11 protein-coding genes are annotated in these 16,540 nt (G+C 62.6%); 7 read left to right on the top strand and 4 right to left on the bottom strand.

Annotated elements, in window-relative coordinates; translation table 11 throughout:
• Positions 1-6 precede the first annotated feature (6 nt).
• The 5 genes from QCE73_RS19020 (at position 7) to QCE73_RS19000 (ending at position 6,393) form a co-directional block, all read left to right on the top strand.
• On the top strand, positions 7-1,170 hold the full coding sequence (locus tag QCE73_RS19020; protein WP_309883023.1) for a glycosyltransferase family 4 protein: 1,164 nt from the start codon (positions 7-9) through the stop codon (positions 1,168-1,170).
• On the top strand, positions 1,170-2,189 hold the full coding sequence (locus tag QCE73_RS19015) for a hypothetical protein (RefSeq protein WP_035500336.1): 1,020 nt from the start codon (positions 1,170-1,172) through the stop codon (positions 2,187-2,189). Before QCE73_RS19020 ends, QCE73_RS19015 begins: the two co-directional genes overlap by 1 nt.
• Positions 2,190-2,236: 47 nt before the next feature.
• Positions 2,237-3,319 carry a hypothetical protein gene (locus QCE73_RS19010; RefSeq protein ID WP_309883021.1) on the top strand — a complete coding sequence of 361 codons (1,083 nt, stop codon included), beginning with the start codon at positions 2,237-2,239 and terminating at the stop codon, positions 3,317-3,319.
• 5 nt (positions 3,320-3,324) lie between these two features.
• Positions 3,325-4,335 carry a polysaccharide deacetylase family protein gene (locus QCE73_RS19005; protein WP_309883019.1) on the top strand — a complete coding sequence of 337 codons (1,011 nt, stop codon included), beginning with the start codon at positions 3,325-3,327 and terminating at the stop codon, positions 4,333-4,335.
• A gap of 123 nt (positions 4,336-4,458) precedes the next feature.
• Entirely contained in the window at positions 4,459-6,393 is a 1,935-nt protein-coding gene (locus tag QCE73_RS19000; RefSeq protein WP_309883018.1) for an acyltransferase family protein, read from the top strand.
• A 49-nt stretch (positions 6,394-6,442) separates the two neighbouring features.
• Here the strand turns inward: QCE73_RS19000 and murJ are convergent, their stop codons facing one another.
• Positions 6,443-7,828, bottom strand: a complete 1,386-nt coding sequence (gene murJ / locus QCE73_RS18995; RefSeq protein ID WP_309883016.1) for a lipid II flippase MurJ — start codon at positions 7,826-7,828, stop codon at positions 6,443-6,445.
• Positions 7,829-8,036: 208 nt separating this feature from the next.
• Complete coding sequence (locus QCE73_RS18990) at positions 8,037-8,600, bottom strand: serine O-acetyltransferase (protein ID WP_035500343.1); 564 nt, start codon at positions 8,598-8,600, stop codon at positions 8,037-8,039.
• A gap of 1,091 nt (positions 8,601-9,691) precedes the next feature.
• Between QCE73_RS18990 and QCE73_RS18985 the strand changes: the two genes are divergently transcribed.
• The gene (locus QCE73_RS18985; RefSeq protein ID WP_309883014.1) at positions 9,692-10,894 is read left to right on the top strand and encodes a hypothetical protein; all 1,203 of its coding nucleotides are present in this window, start codon (positions 9,692-9,694) and stop codon (positions 10,892-10,894) included.
• Between the two features lie 70 nt (positions 10,895-10,964).
• On the opposite strand, the gene QCE73_RS18980 is transcribed toward QCE73_RS18985, so the two are convergent.
• Both QCE73_RS18980 and QCE73_RS18975 read right to left on the bottom strand, forming a co-directional pair.
• Positions 10,965-12,176: a GDSL-type esterase/lipase family protein gene (locus tag QCE73_RS18980; protein WP_309883012.1), complete on the bottom strand. Its 1,212-nt coding sequence runs from the start codon at positions 12,174-12,176 to the stop codon at positions 10,965-10,967.
• A 286-nt stretch (positions 12,177-12,462) separates the two neighbouring features.
• Positions 12,463-14,835: a penicillin-binding protein 1A gene (locus QCE73_RS18975; protein ID WP_404989784.1), complete on the bottom strand. Its 2,373-nt coding sequence runs from the start codon at positions 14,833-14,835 to the stop codon at positions 12,463-12,465.
• Positions 14,836-15,043: 208 nt separating this feature from the next.
• On the opposite strand from QCE73_RS18975, the gene QCE73_RS18970 reads away from it, so the two are divergent.
• The gene (locus QCE73_RS18970) at positions 15,044-16,531 is read left to right on the top strand and encodes an FAD-dependent oxidoreductase (protein WP_309883010.1); all 1,488 of its coding nucleotides are present in this window, start codon (positions 15,044-15,046) and stop codon (positions 16,529-16,531) included.
• The last annotated feature ends 9 nt before the right edge of the window (positions 16,532-16,540 follow it).

Here is a 16,540-nt window from a genome sequence, read left to right as displayed (position 1 = left end):
CCGACGATGAAAATCATGCTCGTCGTCAGTTCGATGGGAAGCGGCGGCGCCGAGCGCGTCGCGGCTTCGCTCGTCAATGCATGGGCGCAGCGCGGCGACACCGTGACGCTCGTGATCACGTACAGCGGCCGCGGCGCGTGCTTCTATCCGCTCGCCGAAAACGTGCGCTGCATCTTTCTCGCCGATCGCGTGAAGGCCGGCGCGCGCATGCTGCAATATCCCGCGCGCTTTCGGGCATTGCGCGGGCTGATCCGCGAGAGCGCGCCGGATGTCGTCGTGTCGTTCCTCTCGAACGTGAACATCACGACGATTCTCGCCACGCGCGGGATGGGCGTTCCGGTGATCGCGTGCGAGCACATCGACCCTTCCGCCGATGGCCGCTCGCAGCTCATGAGTCAGATGTGCCGCTTCGTCTATCCGAGCGCGGATCTGCTGACGCTGCTCACGGACAACATGGAAGCATCGTTCAGAAAGATGGTGCCGCGGGTGAAGCGCATCGAAGTGGTGCCCAATCCGCTGCCGGACGAGCTGTTGCTGTTGCAGCCCGAGACCGTCGAAAAGAGCGCGCGCAAGCGGCTCGTCGCGGTGGGGCGTCTCAACACACAGAAGCAGTTCGACTTGCTGATCGACGTGTTCGCGACGCTCGCGCCCGAGTTTCCCGACTGGGACCTGTGGATCTGGGGCGAAGGCCCGGAACGCGCGGTGCTCGAAGCGCAGGTCGCGCAATTGCAGATGGGCGAGCGCGTGCTGATGCCGGGCAAGACCACGAGTCCTTGGGAAGAAATGGCGCGCTCGGATACGTTCGTGCTGTCGTCGCGTTATGAAGGTCTGCCGATGGCGATGCTCGAAGGCATGGCGCTCGGACTTGCGACCGTCGCGTTCGACTGCAAGAGCGGCCCGCGCGAACTGACGCGCGATGGTCAGGACGGCGTGCTCGTGCCGCCCGGCGACAAGGCCGCGCTGATCGACGCGCTGCGGCGCGTGATGTCGGACGAAGCGCTGCGCATCGAACTCGGACGCAAGGCGGCGGCTTCGGTGCGGCAACGCTACTCGTCGCCGGCGATTCTGCGCCAGTGGGACGCCATCTTCGCGCAACTCGGCGCGCGCTCGCGTGGCGACGAAAGCAAGAGCACGGCGTATCGGCGCACGATCACGGGAGAGAAAGCGTAATGGTCGACCGGCGACGCGTGATCCACTCGCTGCTGATGGGCGCCGTGGCCGGTGGGTCGGGCGCGCTCGGCCTGAACGCGCGCGCGGCCGAGCGGCGCGACGTCGTCACCGACAAGTCGTTCGGCGTGAAGGGCGATGGCAAGACCAACGACCGCGTCGCGCTGCAAACGGCCATCGACCGTTCCGTCGATCAGACGCTGTTGATCACGGGCCGGTGCCGCATCGACGAGAAGGGGCTCGATCTGCGTCGCAACAGTCACGTGCGCTTCGCGCCGGGCGCGTCGATCAAGCTGTTGCCGCACGACACGTCGTTCTATTCGATCTTCCGCATCTGGGATGTGAACAACGTGCTCGTCGAGAACGCGGTGCTCGACGGCAGCAAGGAGCTGAACGCCGCCAAGCCGGAGCTGCGCGAGAACGGCCACGGCATGGGCTTTTCGATCGCGGGCAGCACCGAGGTGACGCTCATCTCGCCGAAGACGGTCGGATGCTGGGGCGACGGCATCTATATCGCGAACAGCTACAACGTCGGATACAAGTACAGCAGCGGCATTCGCGTGGTGAATCATCATGCGGACCGCTGCCGCAGACAGGGCGTGTCGATCATCAGCGGACGCAATATCGTGTTCGAAAATCCGCTGTGGGAGAACATCGGCGGCACGCAGCCGGAAGCGGGGCTGGACGCGGAGCCGAACAGCAACGCGGACATTCTGGAGAACATCCGCATCGTCAATCCGACGACGCGCAAGTGCCGGTACGGCATCATCGTCTGGCTGGAGGAGATCGTCGGGCCGATGCCCAAGCATATCGATATCGGCATCACGAATCATCGCGACGAAGGCGCGAGCGATGCGGCGTTTGCCGTGTCGGCGCTCAAGCTGAACGGGCGCAAGGTATCCGGGCAGATCGCCAGCCATTCGCCGACGTGGGTCAGCCCGCGGCTTTCCACCGTCGAGAGCATCGATTACGACAAGGCGGGACCGAAGATCGTCGTCACCAACCTGAGGCTCGTGCCATGACAGCCCGCGCCCAAGGACAATAACTAAAGCGGAACAAGGCCAATACGATGCAATCAACGACAATGGACAACACCGCGCAGCAAGCCGCACCCGCGAAGCGGATACGCGGATTCGCGTACTTCATGACGCCCTCCGGATGGGCGTTCCTGGTGCTGGCGACCGCCGCGATTTCGATCGTCGCGTTCCGCGAGCGCAGCGTCGGGCTGATCTTCGACCAGGAAGCGTACATCCAGTACTTCCGCTCGACGGACTGGCACTGGCTCGTGCAGTTCTATCAGAACCGCGAGTCGGACATGGGCTTTCTCATCAGCCTCATCACCGAAGAGCTCGGCTGGCGCTCGTGGGTGATTCTGCTCAACGCGTTCGGCGTGACGCCCGAAGGCGGCATTCGCACGACGGTGGTGCTGCTCAACCTGATCGTGATGTATTCGCTGCTGCAGACGCGGCGGCCGCTGATCGGCCTGCTCTTGTGGCTCGTCATTCCCTACGCGCTCGCGACCGTCGGACTGTTCCAGATTCGCCAGGGCTTCGGACTCGCGATCGCGATGCTGTTCGCCTGCCGCTTCAACCGCCCGACGCTCGGCATGGGTCTCGCGAGCTTCGTGCATACGACCTTCGCGGTGCCGACCGCGCTGCTCCTCGCCGCGGGGTTCGGCGGCGAGAAGAAGCGCTCGCTCATCGTGGTCAGCGTGACGGCGATCGTGCTGGCGTCGGCGGCGAAGTTCCTGTTCGCGACCTACGGCGGACGCCGCATCGACGAATACACCGGTTATCAGGAAAACTTCACGATCAAGCTGCTGGCGCTGCTGTTCTTCTACACGATGGCGTCGATCATGGTGCTGTACTCGTCGTGGCGCTCGCCTGAAACGAAGCGCGAGATCAACTACACGCGTCTGTCGATCATGCATTTCGGCCTGTTCGTGTATCTCGTCGTCGCGTTCTTCGTGTTTCCGTTCGCGAAAGGCCGCGTCTGGTATTGCGTGCCCTTGCTCCTGCCGTTCCTCGCGCCGGAGATCAAGTTCAAGAACGCGGCCGTTCTCGTCATCACCTTCGGCGTGTTCGTGGCGGTCGCCGCCGACGCAACGAAGAGTTATTTCGAAGGCGTCTATCACTACTTCCTGATGCCCTGACGACGATGTCCTACTTCCTGATTTCACTCGATTTCGAATTGATGTGGGGCGTGCGCGACCATCGCTCGATCGCTACATACGGCAAGAACATCCTCGGCGTGCGCGAGGCGATTCCGGCCATGCTCGCGATGTTCACGAAGTATCGCGTGAAGGCGACGTGGGCGACCGTCGGCATGCTGCTCTTCGATAACAAGAAGGACCTGCTCGCGAATCTGCCCGATGTCCGGCCGACCTATACCGATGCGAAGCTGAGCCCTTACACGAACGGTTATCTCGATTCGATCGGCGCGGACGAAAAAAGCGATCCGTACCATTACGGCCTGTCGCTCGCGCGGCAGATCGTCGATACGGAAGGCAGCGAGCTCGCGAGTCACACGTTCTGTCATTACTACTGCCTCGAAGCGGGGCAGGACAAGGCGCAATTCGCCGCCGACATGCACGCGTCCGTCGCGGCGATCCGGCGTCTCGCCGATCCGCCCGCGAGCATCGTGTTTCCGCGCAATCAGGTGAACAACGCGTATCTATCGGTGTGCGCTCAGGAGGGGCTGATCGCGTACCGGGGCACCGAGCGCAACTGGATGTATCGCGAAACATCGCGCGCCGACGAAGCCGCGCTGCGCCGCGCCGCGCGTCTCGCCGATGCCTATGTCAATCTCTCGGGCGATCACGCCTTCGATCCGCGCCCTTCGCGCGGGCTCGTCGATGTGCGCTCCAGCCGCTTCCTGCGTCCGTATGCGCGCAACAAGCGAGCGCTCGAATGGCTGCGCATCCATCGGATCAAGCAGTCGATGACTTCGGCGGCGCGCACCGGACGTTCGTTTCACTTGTGGTGGCATCCGCATAACTTCGGCGCGAATCTCGCCGAAAACCTCGCGGTGCTCGAAGCGGTGCTCAAGCATCATGCGCATCTGAGAGACACCTACGGCGTGCAGCCCGCGACCATGGCGGAAGTCGCGCGGGCGACACAATCGGAAGAGAGCAGGCTTGCGGAGATGGAGTTCGGGCTGTTCGTTTGAACGAAGTACGAAGACGGTAACAAGACACTAGAAAACGACCGCATACCGCGGGTGCGCTGCATTGGCGATGGCCATTGCAGCGCGCCGGCGCGTGCGCGGGATAAGAACAAAGAGGGAAGTGCGATGAATTTCCGTAACGATATAAACGGCTTGCGCGCGTTCGCGATTCTCGCGGTCGTCCTTTTTCACTTCGATGTTCCCGGCTTCAAGGGCGGCTTTCTCGGCGTCGACGTGTTCTTCGTTATTTCAGGCTACCTGATGACGAGCATCATCTTCAGGCGCATGGAGAAGGGCAGATTCTCGGTGCTCGAGTTCTACGCCGATCGCGCGCGGCGCATCATTCCGGCGCTCGCGTTTCTCTGCTTCGCACTCGGCGTGCTCGGCTGGCTCGTGTTCCTGCCTTCCGAGTTTCGCGCGTACGGCAAGGCGGCGGGATCGAGCCTCGGATTCTTTTCCAATATCGTCTATTGGCGTGAGGCGGGTTACTTCGATGTCCGCTCGCACCTGAAATGGCTGCTGCACACGTGGTCGCTTTCCGTCGAATGGCAGTTCTATCTGCTGTATCCGCTCGGCATTCTGCTCGTGCGCAAGCTCTTCGGGCAACGCGGGACGGTGATCGCGCTGATCGGCGTCGCGCTCGCGTCGCTTGCGGTGTGCGTCTATCTCTCCGATCCGACGAAGTGGCCGACGGCCGCGTTCTTCCTGCTGCCGACGCGCGCCTGGGAGATGCTCGCGGGCGGTCTCGTGTACCTGTTCCCGATTGCGCCGCGCAGGTCCGTTCGCCGGACGATCGAATTCGCCGGTCTCGCGATGATCGTGTACGGCGCGCTGACCTTCAACGAAAACAACGCGTGGCCAGGCTATCTCGCGCTCGTGCCGGTGCTCGGTACGGCGCTCGTGCTGCTCGCGGCGCGCAAGCATTCGATTTTCACGTGCAATCCGCTTGCGCAGTTCATCGGCAAGATTTCGTATTCGGTCTATCTCTGGCACTGGCCGTTCGTCGTCGCGCTCACGTACTTCGACAAGGACGGCTCGCTGCCCTGGCGCGTGGGCGCCATCGCGGGCGGCTTCGCGATGGGATATCTGTCGTATGCGCTCGTCGAGTCGAAGACGAGAAAGGCGTCGCAAGGCGAGGCGCGCGCGTTCCCGAGGTTCATCACGCTGCGTCCGATCCTCGCGTTCACGCTGCTGCTCGCGGTCGGCGGCGGCAGCATTTATGCGAGCCAGGGCGTGCCGAATCGCTTCGACCGTTCGGTGTTCATCGCCGATAGCGAGACCTACGACACGAATCCGCACCGCACGAAGTGTCACATGATGATCGATCCATGCGACGTCGCGAACAAGCAGAAGGATAGCCGCGTGGTGGTCCTCGGCGACAGTCACGCGGAAGCCATCGCCGAAGCGGTCGTCGATGCGGTGCCCAACGGCAAGCCGGAGGATGTCCTGCTCATCACGATCGAAGGCTGTCCGACGATCTACGGCATCCGTCGCGGTAACGGCGACTGCTTCGATCAGGACCGCAAGTACATCGACATCCTGAGCCGCGACGAGACCGCGAAGACGCCCGTGATCATCGCCAATCACTGGTCGCAGTACTGGTCGGGCCCGACCATGGACGAGTTCGCGTTCGTCAATCCCGAGCAGCCCGCGCAGACGCCCGCGCCGTTCTCGACCGAGTTGTATCGCGAGCACTTGCTGTCGACGGTCTGCCGCATCTCGAAGATCCGGCCGGTCTATCTGGTGGAGCCGATTCCGGAGTTCGACTTCAACGTTCCGCTGATGCTCGCGCGCGAGAAGATGAAGGACCCGCACGCGCCGGATCTGTCGATCACGCTGTCCGATTACGCCCAGCGCAACGGCGGCTTGCTGCAGGCGATGCGTCAGGCGCACGATCAATGCGGCATCCATCTGCTCGACCCGCGCCCGTTCCTGTGCCCGGACGGCAAATGCATGGGCTCGCACGACGGCCGGCCGCTCTATTCCGACTATCACCACATGAGCGAATACGGCAATCGCTTCCTCGTGCCGATGTTCCGGCGGGTCTTCGAGCAGGGCTGAGAGACAGCAGGATGATGCAAGCGCGCGGCCTCCCTCGGGAGGCCGTGTTTCATTGGGGCGTAGCGGTATCGGGTGTCGGACCGTTACCGGTGAAAGGCGGCGCGAAGCGCGTCCAGAAGATGTAGCACGCGAGCACGGCGATCGCGCCGATGCCGGTTGCGAGCAGCACGCCCTGTGCGCCGTACAGACGCACGAGAATGACGTTGCCGATGATCTTGGTCCCGAAGCCGATCAGCGAAATGACGGAGATGGCCCGATAGCGCGTTTCGCTCGCGAACAACTGCACGAGCACGCACATGCCGAAGTAGAACGGCACCTGCAGAAGCCCGTAGCGAAAGAGCGTGGTGACCGCGATCGTGTCCTCGGGCGTGAAGGCGCCTTTCTGGAACAGCAGCTTGACGACGTACGGCGCGAGCGCGTAAGCGAAGAGGCCGCCGACGAGACCGAGCATCGTCATGATGCCCGACCACTTCAGCGCGGTGCTGCGCGCCCGCGCATGATCGCCGCGATGAAGAATCTCCGCGAGGATCGGCAAGGTCGCGCGCGTGATCGCGAGCGCGCCCATGCTGAGCACGAGCGAGAGCAGCCGGTTCGCGTAGCCGAGCGTCGCGATGGCGCCGTCGCCTTGCTGCGCCATGAAATATTGATCGATAGGAAGCCAGAGACTCGCCACGACCGAGCCGATCGTGAGCATGCCCATCGAGCGGATCGTCGACGGCCATTGCTTCGCGCGTGCCGAGACGCGTGGCAGCACCGGCATCGCGTCGGCGCGTTTGGCGAGCACCCGCAGCCACGCGGCCTGCACCACGAAGCCGAGCGACGTGCCCAGCACGAGCGGCGTGATCGACGTGTTGTTGCGCGCGGCGAGCACGAAGACCAGGAGGCCGATGGCCGGCACGCATTCCAGCAACGTATTGATGTGCTTGCCCGAAGCCTGAAGGCGCGAGGAAGAAATGCAGATCGTGAAGGTCAAGAGGCCGACCGGCGTCATGCTGATGATCATCGCCCGGCACATGTCGCGCGTCGATTCCGCGAGACTGCCCGCGATGACATCCGCGAGATAAGGCCAGAACAGCCAGAGCAGGAGAGAGGACGAGAGGCCGATGACGAGCCCGATGCCTTCGAGCTCGCCGAGAAAGCCGTCGCGCTGCGACTTGTCTTCCTTGAGCGACACGAGCGCGGGAACGAGCAGCACCGCTAGCACGTTCGTGAGCATCGAAGGCAGCCAGGTGACGAGCGTGAGCGCGAACTGATAGGCGTCGACGGTGCCGCTGATCCCGTAGCGATACGCGATCGCCATTTCCTTCGATGCGCCGATGCATTTCCCGGCGATGACGAATATCAGCAGGACGACCGCGCTTCTCGCGATTCGCTTGTGATCCTGATGCACGCCGCCGAGACGTCGTCTTACCGATTGCACAGCTGTGCTCAGCACGTGTACTCCTCCTGCGTTGGAGCTTTTCGTCGCGTGGCGGATGTCGGGTCGAAATCGCCATGCGATCGGATGCGCGAAGGCCGGCGGCGTTCGCGTGAGAGTGACGAGCATGCACGAAAACGGGCGCCTCGACTGTTCGCCAAGGCACCCGGCAACGCCGATGGCGGCGCGTGCTGTCTTCAGGGAAAACGCGTGGAAGCGGTATTTCCTATGACGATTGAGTTCCCCAGGGACGCAGGATGTAGCGCGCCGCGCGGTGCAGCGATGCATCGTCCGTCAGGATTCGCGCCGGGCAGCCGGCCACCGTCACGTTCGGTGGAATGTCGCGGGTCACGACGCTGCCCGCGCCGATCGTGACGTTATCGCCGATGGTCACGTCCTCGACGATGCACACGTTCGGCCCGATATACACGTTATTGCCGATCGTCGCCGCCTTGCCGTGATTCGATCCGATCGTCACGCCCTGCGAGATGTTGCAGTTCGCGCCGATGACCGCGGTCGGATTTACCACGAGCGAGCCGACGTGGCTGATATAGAAGCCCGGCCCGATCTTCGTGCGCGGGCTGATCACGAAGCCGAACCTGCGCTGCTTCAGGCGGATGACATGGTTGAGCACGAGCCGCACCGGCCGGGACGAGGCGGCGCTCGCCAGCCGCAGCCAGAACATGTAGTTGAACCCTTCGTTCAACACCAGTTGCTCGAGGAGGAGCATGAAGCTGTACTCGCCGCTGTAGCGGTAGAGATCGCTTTTGATCAGATCGAAGGTCTTCATTGCAGCGTGTCTTTTTGGTTGCGTGGACGCTCGGGGCGATTTCGACCCGACCTCAAGACTAGGGATTGCGGCCATCGAGTTCAGTGCGCAATGAAACACTGGACCGTTTTGCAACGGAAAGAACTTCCGATCCTGCCTATTTTGTCTGCTGAATAAGGTGATTTTGTTTAATCAGATTATTAGAGATCTGCCGGAAGCCCAGCCAATGCGGGAAAACGGGAAGAAGCAGGGTGACTTGGTATAAACCCGATAGGGGTATTCACCGTAGGGTCTTTCGCTTTTTAATCGAAAAAAAGTTTCCAGTCCGTACTTACAAAATCCGATTGATCAGTTGAAAGCGAGAAAAAGTCACTTTCATTTTGTAATTTTTGCATATGTGATCTCATCAACACGGTAAATCGAAGCCGGTAAATGAGAATTGTCCGCGGAATGATCGGTAAATGAAGCGAAATAATCAGCCTATTGATGATCGTTTCGGCATACGAAAGGCGCTCCGTCAGGCCTTGTATGGCCTCCCGCGAGGACATCGGACGGGGTCGTCGCGTGAACGTTCGTGTACTTAAAATCGATTGTTCATATGAATATTAATCATCGTATCGAATGCGGATTAAAGTGGTGTTATTCATCTACGGTATTAACATTCAAAACGGCGTAGTTTATTTCACTCCCAGGAGAATGAAAGAGAAAATACGCCGCGATAAAGCGATGAAAAAATAAAAGGAATAGTTACAAGCGTACATTCTGTTACAAGTAACGGGTAGGAATACTCTGTAGCAATCTGTAGTATTAATAAAAGACGGTAATTACTGCCGTCAGACTTCAGTGCTTCGACGGGCCGTACCCGGATCGTTCGAGCATGGGATGGTCAGGTTTTCCGGAATATCTGGTTCCTCAATCCCGAAGTCGAACTGTTTTTCGCCGAGATGCCTTTCGGAGTCGCCGTGTGCGGCTGTCGAGCGCTGGGCGGCGCAATCGTTTGCGTCTGCTCTATTTGCGTCGGTCATCTCATTGCCCATAAAGAAACGTTGCGTGCGACCGATGTCGCAGGAACCGGCTCGCCCGTCGATAACGTACGACCTATTGGAAAGACAATGCTTCCGAACATCACTCAGGCAGACAACCAGGCAGACACCTCCCGTATCGCGACTCGTCGCAAGCTGCTGACCTCGCTCATCGCGGGCAGCGGCGCGTTCGTGCTCGCCGCATGCGGCGGCGGCAGCGACGGCGGCGCAGCGGATTCCGTCGCGGATCGCTGGAGAAGAAGGAACAACGGTGGCGCCTCGACGGCGACGCCCGCGAGCTCGGCCTCCGCCGCAACGCCCGCCAGCGCTGCGACCCCCGCCAGCCCTGCCGCACCGGCAAGCTCGACGTCCGCCGCGGCCGACACCTCCGGCACCATCGCCGCTTCGTCGTTCGGCGTGAAGGCCGATGGCAAGACCAACGACCGCGCCGCGCTGCAAGCCGCCATCGACGGTTCGGTCGGCCAGATCCTGCTGATCTCCGGCCAGGTCCGCATCGACACGACCGGTCTCACGCTGCGCACGAACAGCCACATCCGCTTTGCGTCGGGCGCATCGATCAAGCTGCTGGCGCACAACGCGGACATCTATCAGATGATGCGTATCGTCGACGTGAACAACGTCATCGTCGAAAACGCGTACCTCGACGGCAGCAAGGAACTGAACTCGGCGTCGGGCGGCGAGCACGGCATGGGCTTCACGATCATGGGCGCGACGAACGTGCATCTGGTCGCGCCGACCACGATCAACACGTGGGGCGACGGCATCTACATCAACGATAGCCAGACCAAGAAGAACACGCCGACGTACAACCTGACGGTCGACAACCACAAGGCCGACGGCTGCCGCCGTCAGGGCGTGTCGATCATCTCGGGCGACACGATCACGTTCAACAGCCCGGTGTGGCAGAACATCAACGGCACGGCGCCGGCGTGCGGTCTCGATTTCGAACCGAACGACAACTCGGCCGTGTTCAAGAGCATCACGATCAACAGCCCGACGACGGCGAACTGCAAGGGCGGCGGCATCAACGTGTGGTTCGGCTCGCTGCCGGGTCCGATCAGCAAGACGGTCACGATCGCGATCAACAACCACGTCGACACGACGAGCCCGGGCGGTTCGTTCGCGGTTCAGGGTCTGTCGCTCGACGGCTACATCGTGAACGGCCAGATCAGCAGCACGAATCCGAAGTGGAAGTACCCGCTGATCGTCGAGCAGTGGGACAACGCGGGTCCGCGCATCAACGTGCAGAACCCGACGATCGTCAAGTCGTAATCGGCGACGAAGGAACAACGCCATGCGAAAGGAGCATCTTTCGCATGGCGTTTTTGCGTTTTCGCGCCGCCTACTTGAACCAGCCCAGATTCACGGAATTGGCGATGGCCTGCATCCCCGCCTGATTCGGATGCAGGTTGTCGCCGCTGTCGTACGCGCCGAGCATGACGGGCGGATTGGAAGGATCGCCGAGCGCGGCGGCCTGATCGAGCACGGCGTCGCAGCCGCTGTCGGCGCTGGCAACGAACGCGTTCACCGCTGCGCGCGTCGCTTCGATGTCCGGCGTCCACGACGACACGCCCTCGAACGGCGTGAGCGTCGAGCAGATCACGCCGACGCCCGCCGCGTGCGCGCTCTGCGCGAGCTCGCTGAACGCGCTGTTCAGACGGGCCGCCGTCGGTGGCGCGCCACCGATCAGATTGTTGACCGCGTCATCGGAAATGATGACCCACTTCACGTTGTACTGGTCGAGCACGTCGCGCTGGAAGCGCGTGAGACCGGCTTCGCCCGAACCGTTCGTGAAGAAGTCGTTGCCGGAAATGCCCTGATTGAGCACGCCGACCGTCATGCCGGCTTGCTGCAGGCGCGCGGCGAGCAGGTTCGACCAGCGGCCGTTGGTGTTCGGCTGCGACGCGACGCCTTCGGTGATCGATGCGCCGAACGCGACCACGGCGCCCGTCGCACTGGCGTTTTGCACGACGACGTCGGTGAGATAGTAATAAGACTGCTCGCCGAGTGCGTTGACGACGCCGCCCGTGAAGTTCGGGTCGGCGCTGACGTCGCCGGGTGCGATATACACATCCTGAAGCGCGTCCACGTGACCGGTCGTTCCGCTCGGCGTCTGCTGCGGCAGATAGGCGCTGACGACGATATCCGTGAGCGCCGGCACCTGAAACGCGACCGGATCGCTCATCATCACGCGGCCCGGCGGGATCGTGACGAAGGGCTGACCGTCGAAGGTCACGGCCTTGTCGCTGCCGGGCACGGTGCGCTGGCCGCTCGCCCTTAGCGCGACGCGCACATCGCCGATGACGAGCGGATCGCTGCCATACAGATTCGAGAACTGCACGCCGACGGCCGTCCCGCCGATGCTCGTGTGCACGATCTGCCGGATCGTCTGATTATTGAAGCCGCCGTCGCGAGTGGCCATCGGCGCGGTGCTCCATGTGCCGGTCCACGGCAGCGTCGCGCTGATGCTCTGGGCAAAACTGGACGACGAAAGCGGCAGGGCGAGCGCGGTGGCCACGAGGGCTCGCTTGACGCGGGGAAATTGCTTGTTCAACTCGTTCTCCGAAACCAGCCGGACATAGAAAGGACGTATCGCGTGACATGGGGACGTCCGTGGAGCGGGAAACCCTGGAAGACCAGGTTTCCGTTCCTGTTTGGCTGGCGCGTGTGGCCACAGCGCGCCATTGTGGCGGCGAAATCTTCGGTGGACTTGTTTCGCCTTGATGCATCGAAGCACCATTTCCGCGCATGCTCTGTGCGCGACCGCGCATAAGGGCGGAAGGGCGATTTTGAAACGATTGCGCCGCAACTAACCGGCTTCGATGGATGCCCGCCGGGCGTTATTGCTGCGCGGCCGACGCGGCGTCGGGCGCCGATGCCGCCGCCGCGCCGCTCGCGCTTTCGCCGTTCGATACCGATGGCAGGATCGGCGGCATCGTCGTGAACACCGGCGGTTGCGGCGTTTCTTCGGTCACTTCGGCCACTGGCTCTGAAGGCGCGCGCTTCGTGCGCGCCGGCGGCTGCGCCGCGGTCTGCGCGGTTTTCGGCTTGCCCGGCTTCGGCGCTTTCGAGAATGTTTCGTCGAACCAGGTCCGCACGCGGGTGGCCATCGTCTGCCATAGGCCCGGCGTTTCCTGCGTGTCGAAGCGCGCGCGTGCGTCGATCAGATGCGAACGCAGCGAGCGCTGCACGAAATCGCCGACGATCGGCAGTGCGCTATGCGCGCCTTGTCCCCAGTAGTCGCTGCGCAGCGTGACGCGGCTGTCGTTGAAGCCGACCCACGCGCCCGCCACGAGTTGCGGATGCATCAGGATGAACCAGCCGTCCGCGTTGTCCTGCGTCGTGCCGGTCTTGCCCGCGACGTCCGCGCGGATGCCGAAGCGCGTGCGGATCGCCGTGCCCGTGCCGCGATTGATCACGTCGCGCATCACATCGACGAGCTTGCGCGTCGCATCGACGGACAGCGCGCGTTCGGGCGCGCTCTCGAACTGCGCGAGCACGTCGCCGTCCTTGTTCTCGATGCGCGTGACGAGCAGCGGCTCTATATAACTACCGTCATTGGCGATGGTGCCGTACGCCGACACCATCTCCTTCAGCGTGACCGGACTCGTGCCGAGCGCGAGCGATGGCACCACATCGAGATGACTGTCGCGCACGCCCATGTCGCGTGCGAGCCGCGCGACGCGTCCGGGCCCGACCTGTTCCATCAGTTGCGCGGTGATGCGGTTCTTCGAATAGGCGATGCCGTCGCGCAGACTCACCGGGCGGCCGGAGGGCGGCGAATCGTCGGTCGGACGCCAGGTTTCGGCGCCGCGCACCGGAATCTCCACGGCCTGATCGATGAACGTGTCGGTCGGCTTCGCGCCGCGCTCGAACGCCGCGCCGTAGACGAAGGGCTTGAACGTCGAGCCCGGCTGACGGCGCGCCTGCGCGACGTGATCGAACGGATCCTGCGTGAAATCGCGGCTGCCGACCCACGCCTTGATCTGGCCGTTGCGCGGATCGAGCGCGAGGAACGCGGCCTGCACGCGCGTCTTGTTCTCGCAGAGCGCCTGCATGAACGCGCGGTCCGCGCCGAGATTTTTGATGGCATCGGCATCGTTCGCGCCGCTCGTGCGCAGCGCGCGATACTGATCCGTCTCGCGGATGAACGCGTGCGCGAGATCCGCGTTCGTGTTCGCGCAACCACCTCGTCCGCCCCACGCCGCATTCGCGATCGATTGCAACTGATTGCCCTGCAGCGCGAGCGCGTTCGTCGCCATCGTCTGGAGACGCGAGTCGATGGTCGTGCGCACGACGAGACCATCCGAATAGATGTTGTAGTCGTTGTCGTCGGCCCAGCCGATCAGCCATTTGCGCAACTGCTGCGCGAAGTGCGGCGCGCGGCCGGGCTCTTCCGTCTGCCGTTCGAAGTCGATGCGCAGCGGACGCTTCTTGAGCGCGTCGAGCTTCGCCGCTTGCAGATGGCCGAACTTCACCATCTGCCCGAGCACAATGTTGCGCCGGTCGAGCGCGCGCTCGGGATTGATCACCGGGTTGTAATAGCTGTTGCCCTTCAACATGCCGATGAGCGTCGCGCTTTCGAGCACGTCGAGCTGGCCCGCGGATTTGTCGAAGTACGTGCGCGCGGCCATTTCGATGCCGTACGCGTTGTAGAGGAACGGCACCGTGTTCAGATAGGTTTCGAGAATCTCGTCCTTCGAATAGAGCGCTTCGATCTTGAACGCGGTGATCGCTTCCTTCAGCTTGCGCGTGAGCGTCTGCGAGCGGCCGATTTCCTCGGGATACAGATTGCGCGCGAGCTGCTGCGTGAGCGTCGAGCCGCCCTGGCGGTCGCCCGAGAACGTATGCAGCGCCGCGCCCGCGGTGCGCCTGAAATCGATTCCGTGATGCTGATAGAAACGCCGGTCTTCCGTCGCGATGAGCGCGTCGATCACCTGCGGCGAAATTTCCTTGAGGCTCACCCATTCGCGATGCGTCGGCTTGAACTCCGCGAGCAGCTTGCCATCGGCGGAATAGATCTGCGCGGGCTGGTCGACCTTTGCCTTGCGGATATCGCGGATGCCGGGCGTGAACGGGATCAGCACCAGCACGTAGAGCAGGAAGAGGGCAGGCAGCAGAAGCAGCGTGCGCGGCCGCAGATGCGGACGCAGCCGCGACGCGAGGCGAGCCAGAATCGCCTTGGCCAGGGCTTTGAAATCAGACGCGGTCACAACGAAACGGGATGCCCGGACATGGAAAACCCTGAATCGTAGCGTAATTTTTCAGCAGGTCTTTCGCAATTTGTCATCGGGGCGACGGCGGGCGTGCGCCTCGCGATGCGTCACGGCTACGCTGGCGTGATCGCTCGCGGGAAAACCCTGATTCTCTCATCGCGAACATTTCCCTATCGTCCTGTTCTACAGAAAACATGTAGCCTTTTTGTTCTCGAAGAATCGAGCCGGTCTGCGGTTCTCTCGGGGAAAAGCACAAATTGTTAAGGGTGTTATGAAAGTTTCGACCTCTGCGCGGCGGGAGATCCCGCTCCTCCAGCGAAGTTTCTGGATGCTCGATGCCGAGCCGCAACTGGACGTGGCCGCGCCTCTGTCCGCATCCGAGGACGCCGATGTCGTCGTTGTGGGCGGCGGGTTCGTCGGGCTCTGGACGGCGCTGACCATTCGCGAACTCAGTCCGGCGGCAAAAGTCGTCGTGCTCGAACGTGACGTTTGCGGCGGCGGCGCGTCCGGGCGTAACGGCGGTTTCGTGATGTCGTGGTGGCCGAAAATCGCGTCGCTGCTGGCGTTCATGGATGTCGAGCAGGCGCTGTTTTTAGCGCGTGCGTCAGAGCGTGCGATCGAGGAACTCGGAGACTTTTGCGAGCAGCACGCTATCGATGCGCATTTCCGGCGCGCCGGCTGGCTGTGGACGTCGACCTCGGAAGCGCAGGGCGACTCATGGACCGCGACGGTCGAAGCCTGCGCCAAACTGGGCGTGCGTCCCTTCGAACAGGTCGCTTCGGACGAAGTCGCCCGCAGAACGGGCTCCGCCATTCATCGGGCGGGCGTGTTCGAGCGCAGCAATGCCACGGTTCAGCCGGCGGCGCTGGTTCGAGGTATGCGCAGGCTCGCATTGAAGCGCGGCATCCGCATTTATGAGAACACGCCGGTTCTGGAAATCAGCCGCGATTGTCCGTCCATCGTGCGCACCGACAAAGCTCAGGTGCGCGCGAACGCCGTTGTACTGGCAACGAATGCATGGGCGACGGCCATTCCCGAAATCGCACGCTTGATCGTGCCGGTCAACAGTTCCATCGTCGTGACCGAGCCGATCCCGGAACAATTGCGTTCGATCGGCTGGACGGGAGGCGAAGCGATCACCGATTCGCAACTGATGGTGAACTACTACCGGACGACCCGTGACGGGCGCATTGCCTTCGGCAAGGGAACCGGGGCGCTCTCCAGAGGCGGGATCATCGACGAAACGTTCAGCCATCACGCCGAGAGTTGTGCGATGACGGAGCAAGACTTCCGGCGTACCTATCCGACACTGTCCAGCGTGCGCCTCACGCATGCGTGGTCAGGCCCGATCGATCGAACCTACGACAGCTTGCCGGTCTTCGGCACGCTCTCCGGCACGCAGCATATTCACTATGGCGTCGGCTGGAGCGGTAATGGCGTCGGACCCAGCCGGATCGGCGGAAAGATTCTCGCCAGTCTTGCGCTTGAGCGAAAAGACGAATGGAGCGGTTGTGCGCTCGTCGAGCGCCGGGCGCGGACGTTCCCGCCGGAGCCGATCAAATACATCGGCGGGTCGCTGGTGCGCGGCGCGGTACGCAGAAAGGAATGCCGGGAAGCGGCGGGTGCGGTGCCGAGGACGTTCGACGTCGCGCTGGCAAAACTTGCCCCGTCCGGATTGGAAGATAAATCATAAGGATGTCGA

This window comes from Caballeronia sp. LZ029 (genome assembly GCF_031451275.1).
Lineage (GTDB): Bacteria > Pseudomonadota > Gammaproteobacteria > Burkholderiales > Burkholderiaceae > Caballeronia > Caballeronia jiangsuensis.
Note: the sequence above shows the minus strand (reverse complement) of the source record. Positions and strands in the feature narration are given on the sequence as shown.

What these genes read in the sequence shown, in the direction of transcription:
- QCE73_RS19020 (WP_309883023.1), top strand. Translation starts at nt 7, where the DNA reads ATGAAAATCATGCTCGTCGTCAGTTCGATGGGAAGCGGCGGCGCCGAG.
- QCE73_RS19005 (WP_309883019.1), top strand. Translation starts at nt 3,325, where the DNA reads ATGTCCTACTTCCTGATTTCACTCGATTTCGAATTGATGTGGGGCGTG.
- QCE73_RS19010 (WP_309883021.1), top strand. Translation starts at nt 2,237, where the DNA reads ATGCAATCAACGACAATGGACAACACCGCGCAGCAAGCCGCACCCGCG.
- QCE73_RS18985 (WP_309883014.1), top strand. Translation starts at nt 9,692, where the DNA reads ATGCTTCCGAACATCACTCAGGCAGACAACCAGGCAGACACCTCCCGT.
- QCE73_RS19015 (WP_035500336.1), top strand. Translation starts at nt 1,170, where the DNA reads ATGGTCGACCGGCGACGCGTGATCCACTCGCTGCTGATGGGCGCCGTG.
- QCE73_RS19000 (WP_309883018.1), top strand. Translation starts at nt 4,459, where the DNA reads ATGAATTTCCGTAACGATATAAACGGCTTGCGCGCGTTCGCGATTCTC.
- QCE73_RS18990 (WP_035500343.1), bottom strand. Translation starts at nt 8,600, where the DNA reads ATGAAGACCTTCGATCTGATCAAAAGCGATCTCTACCGCTACAGCGGC.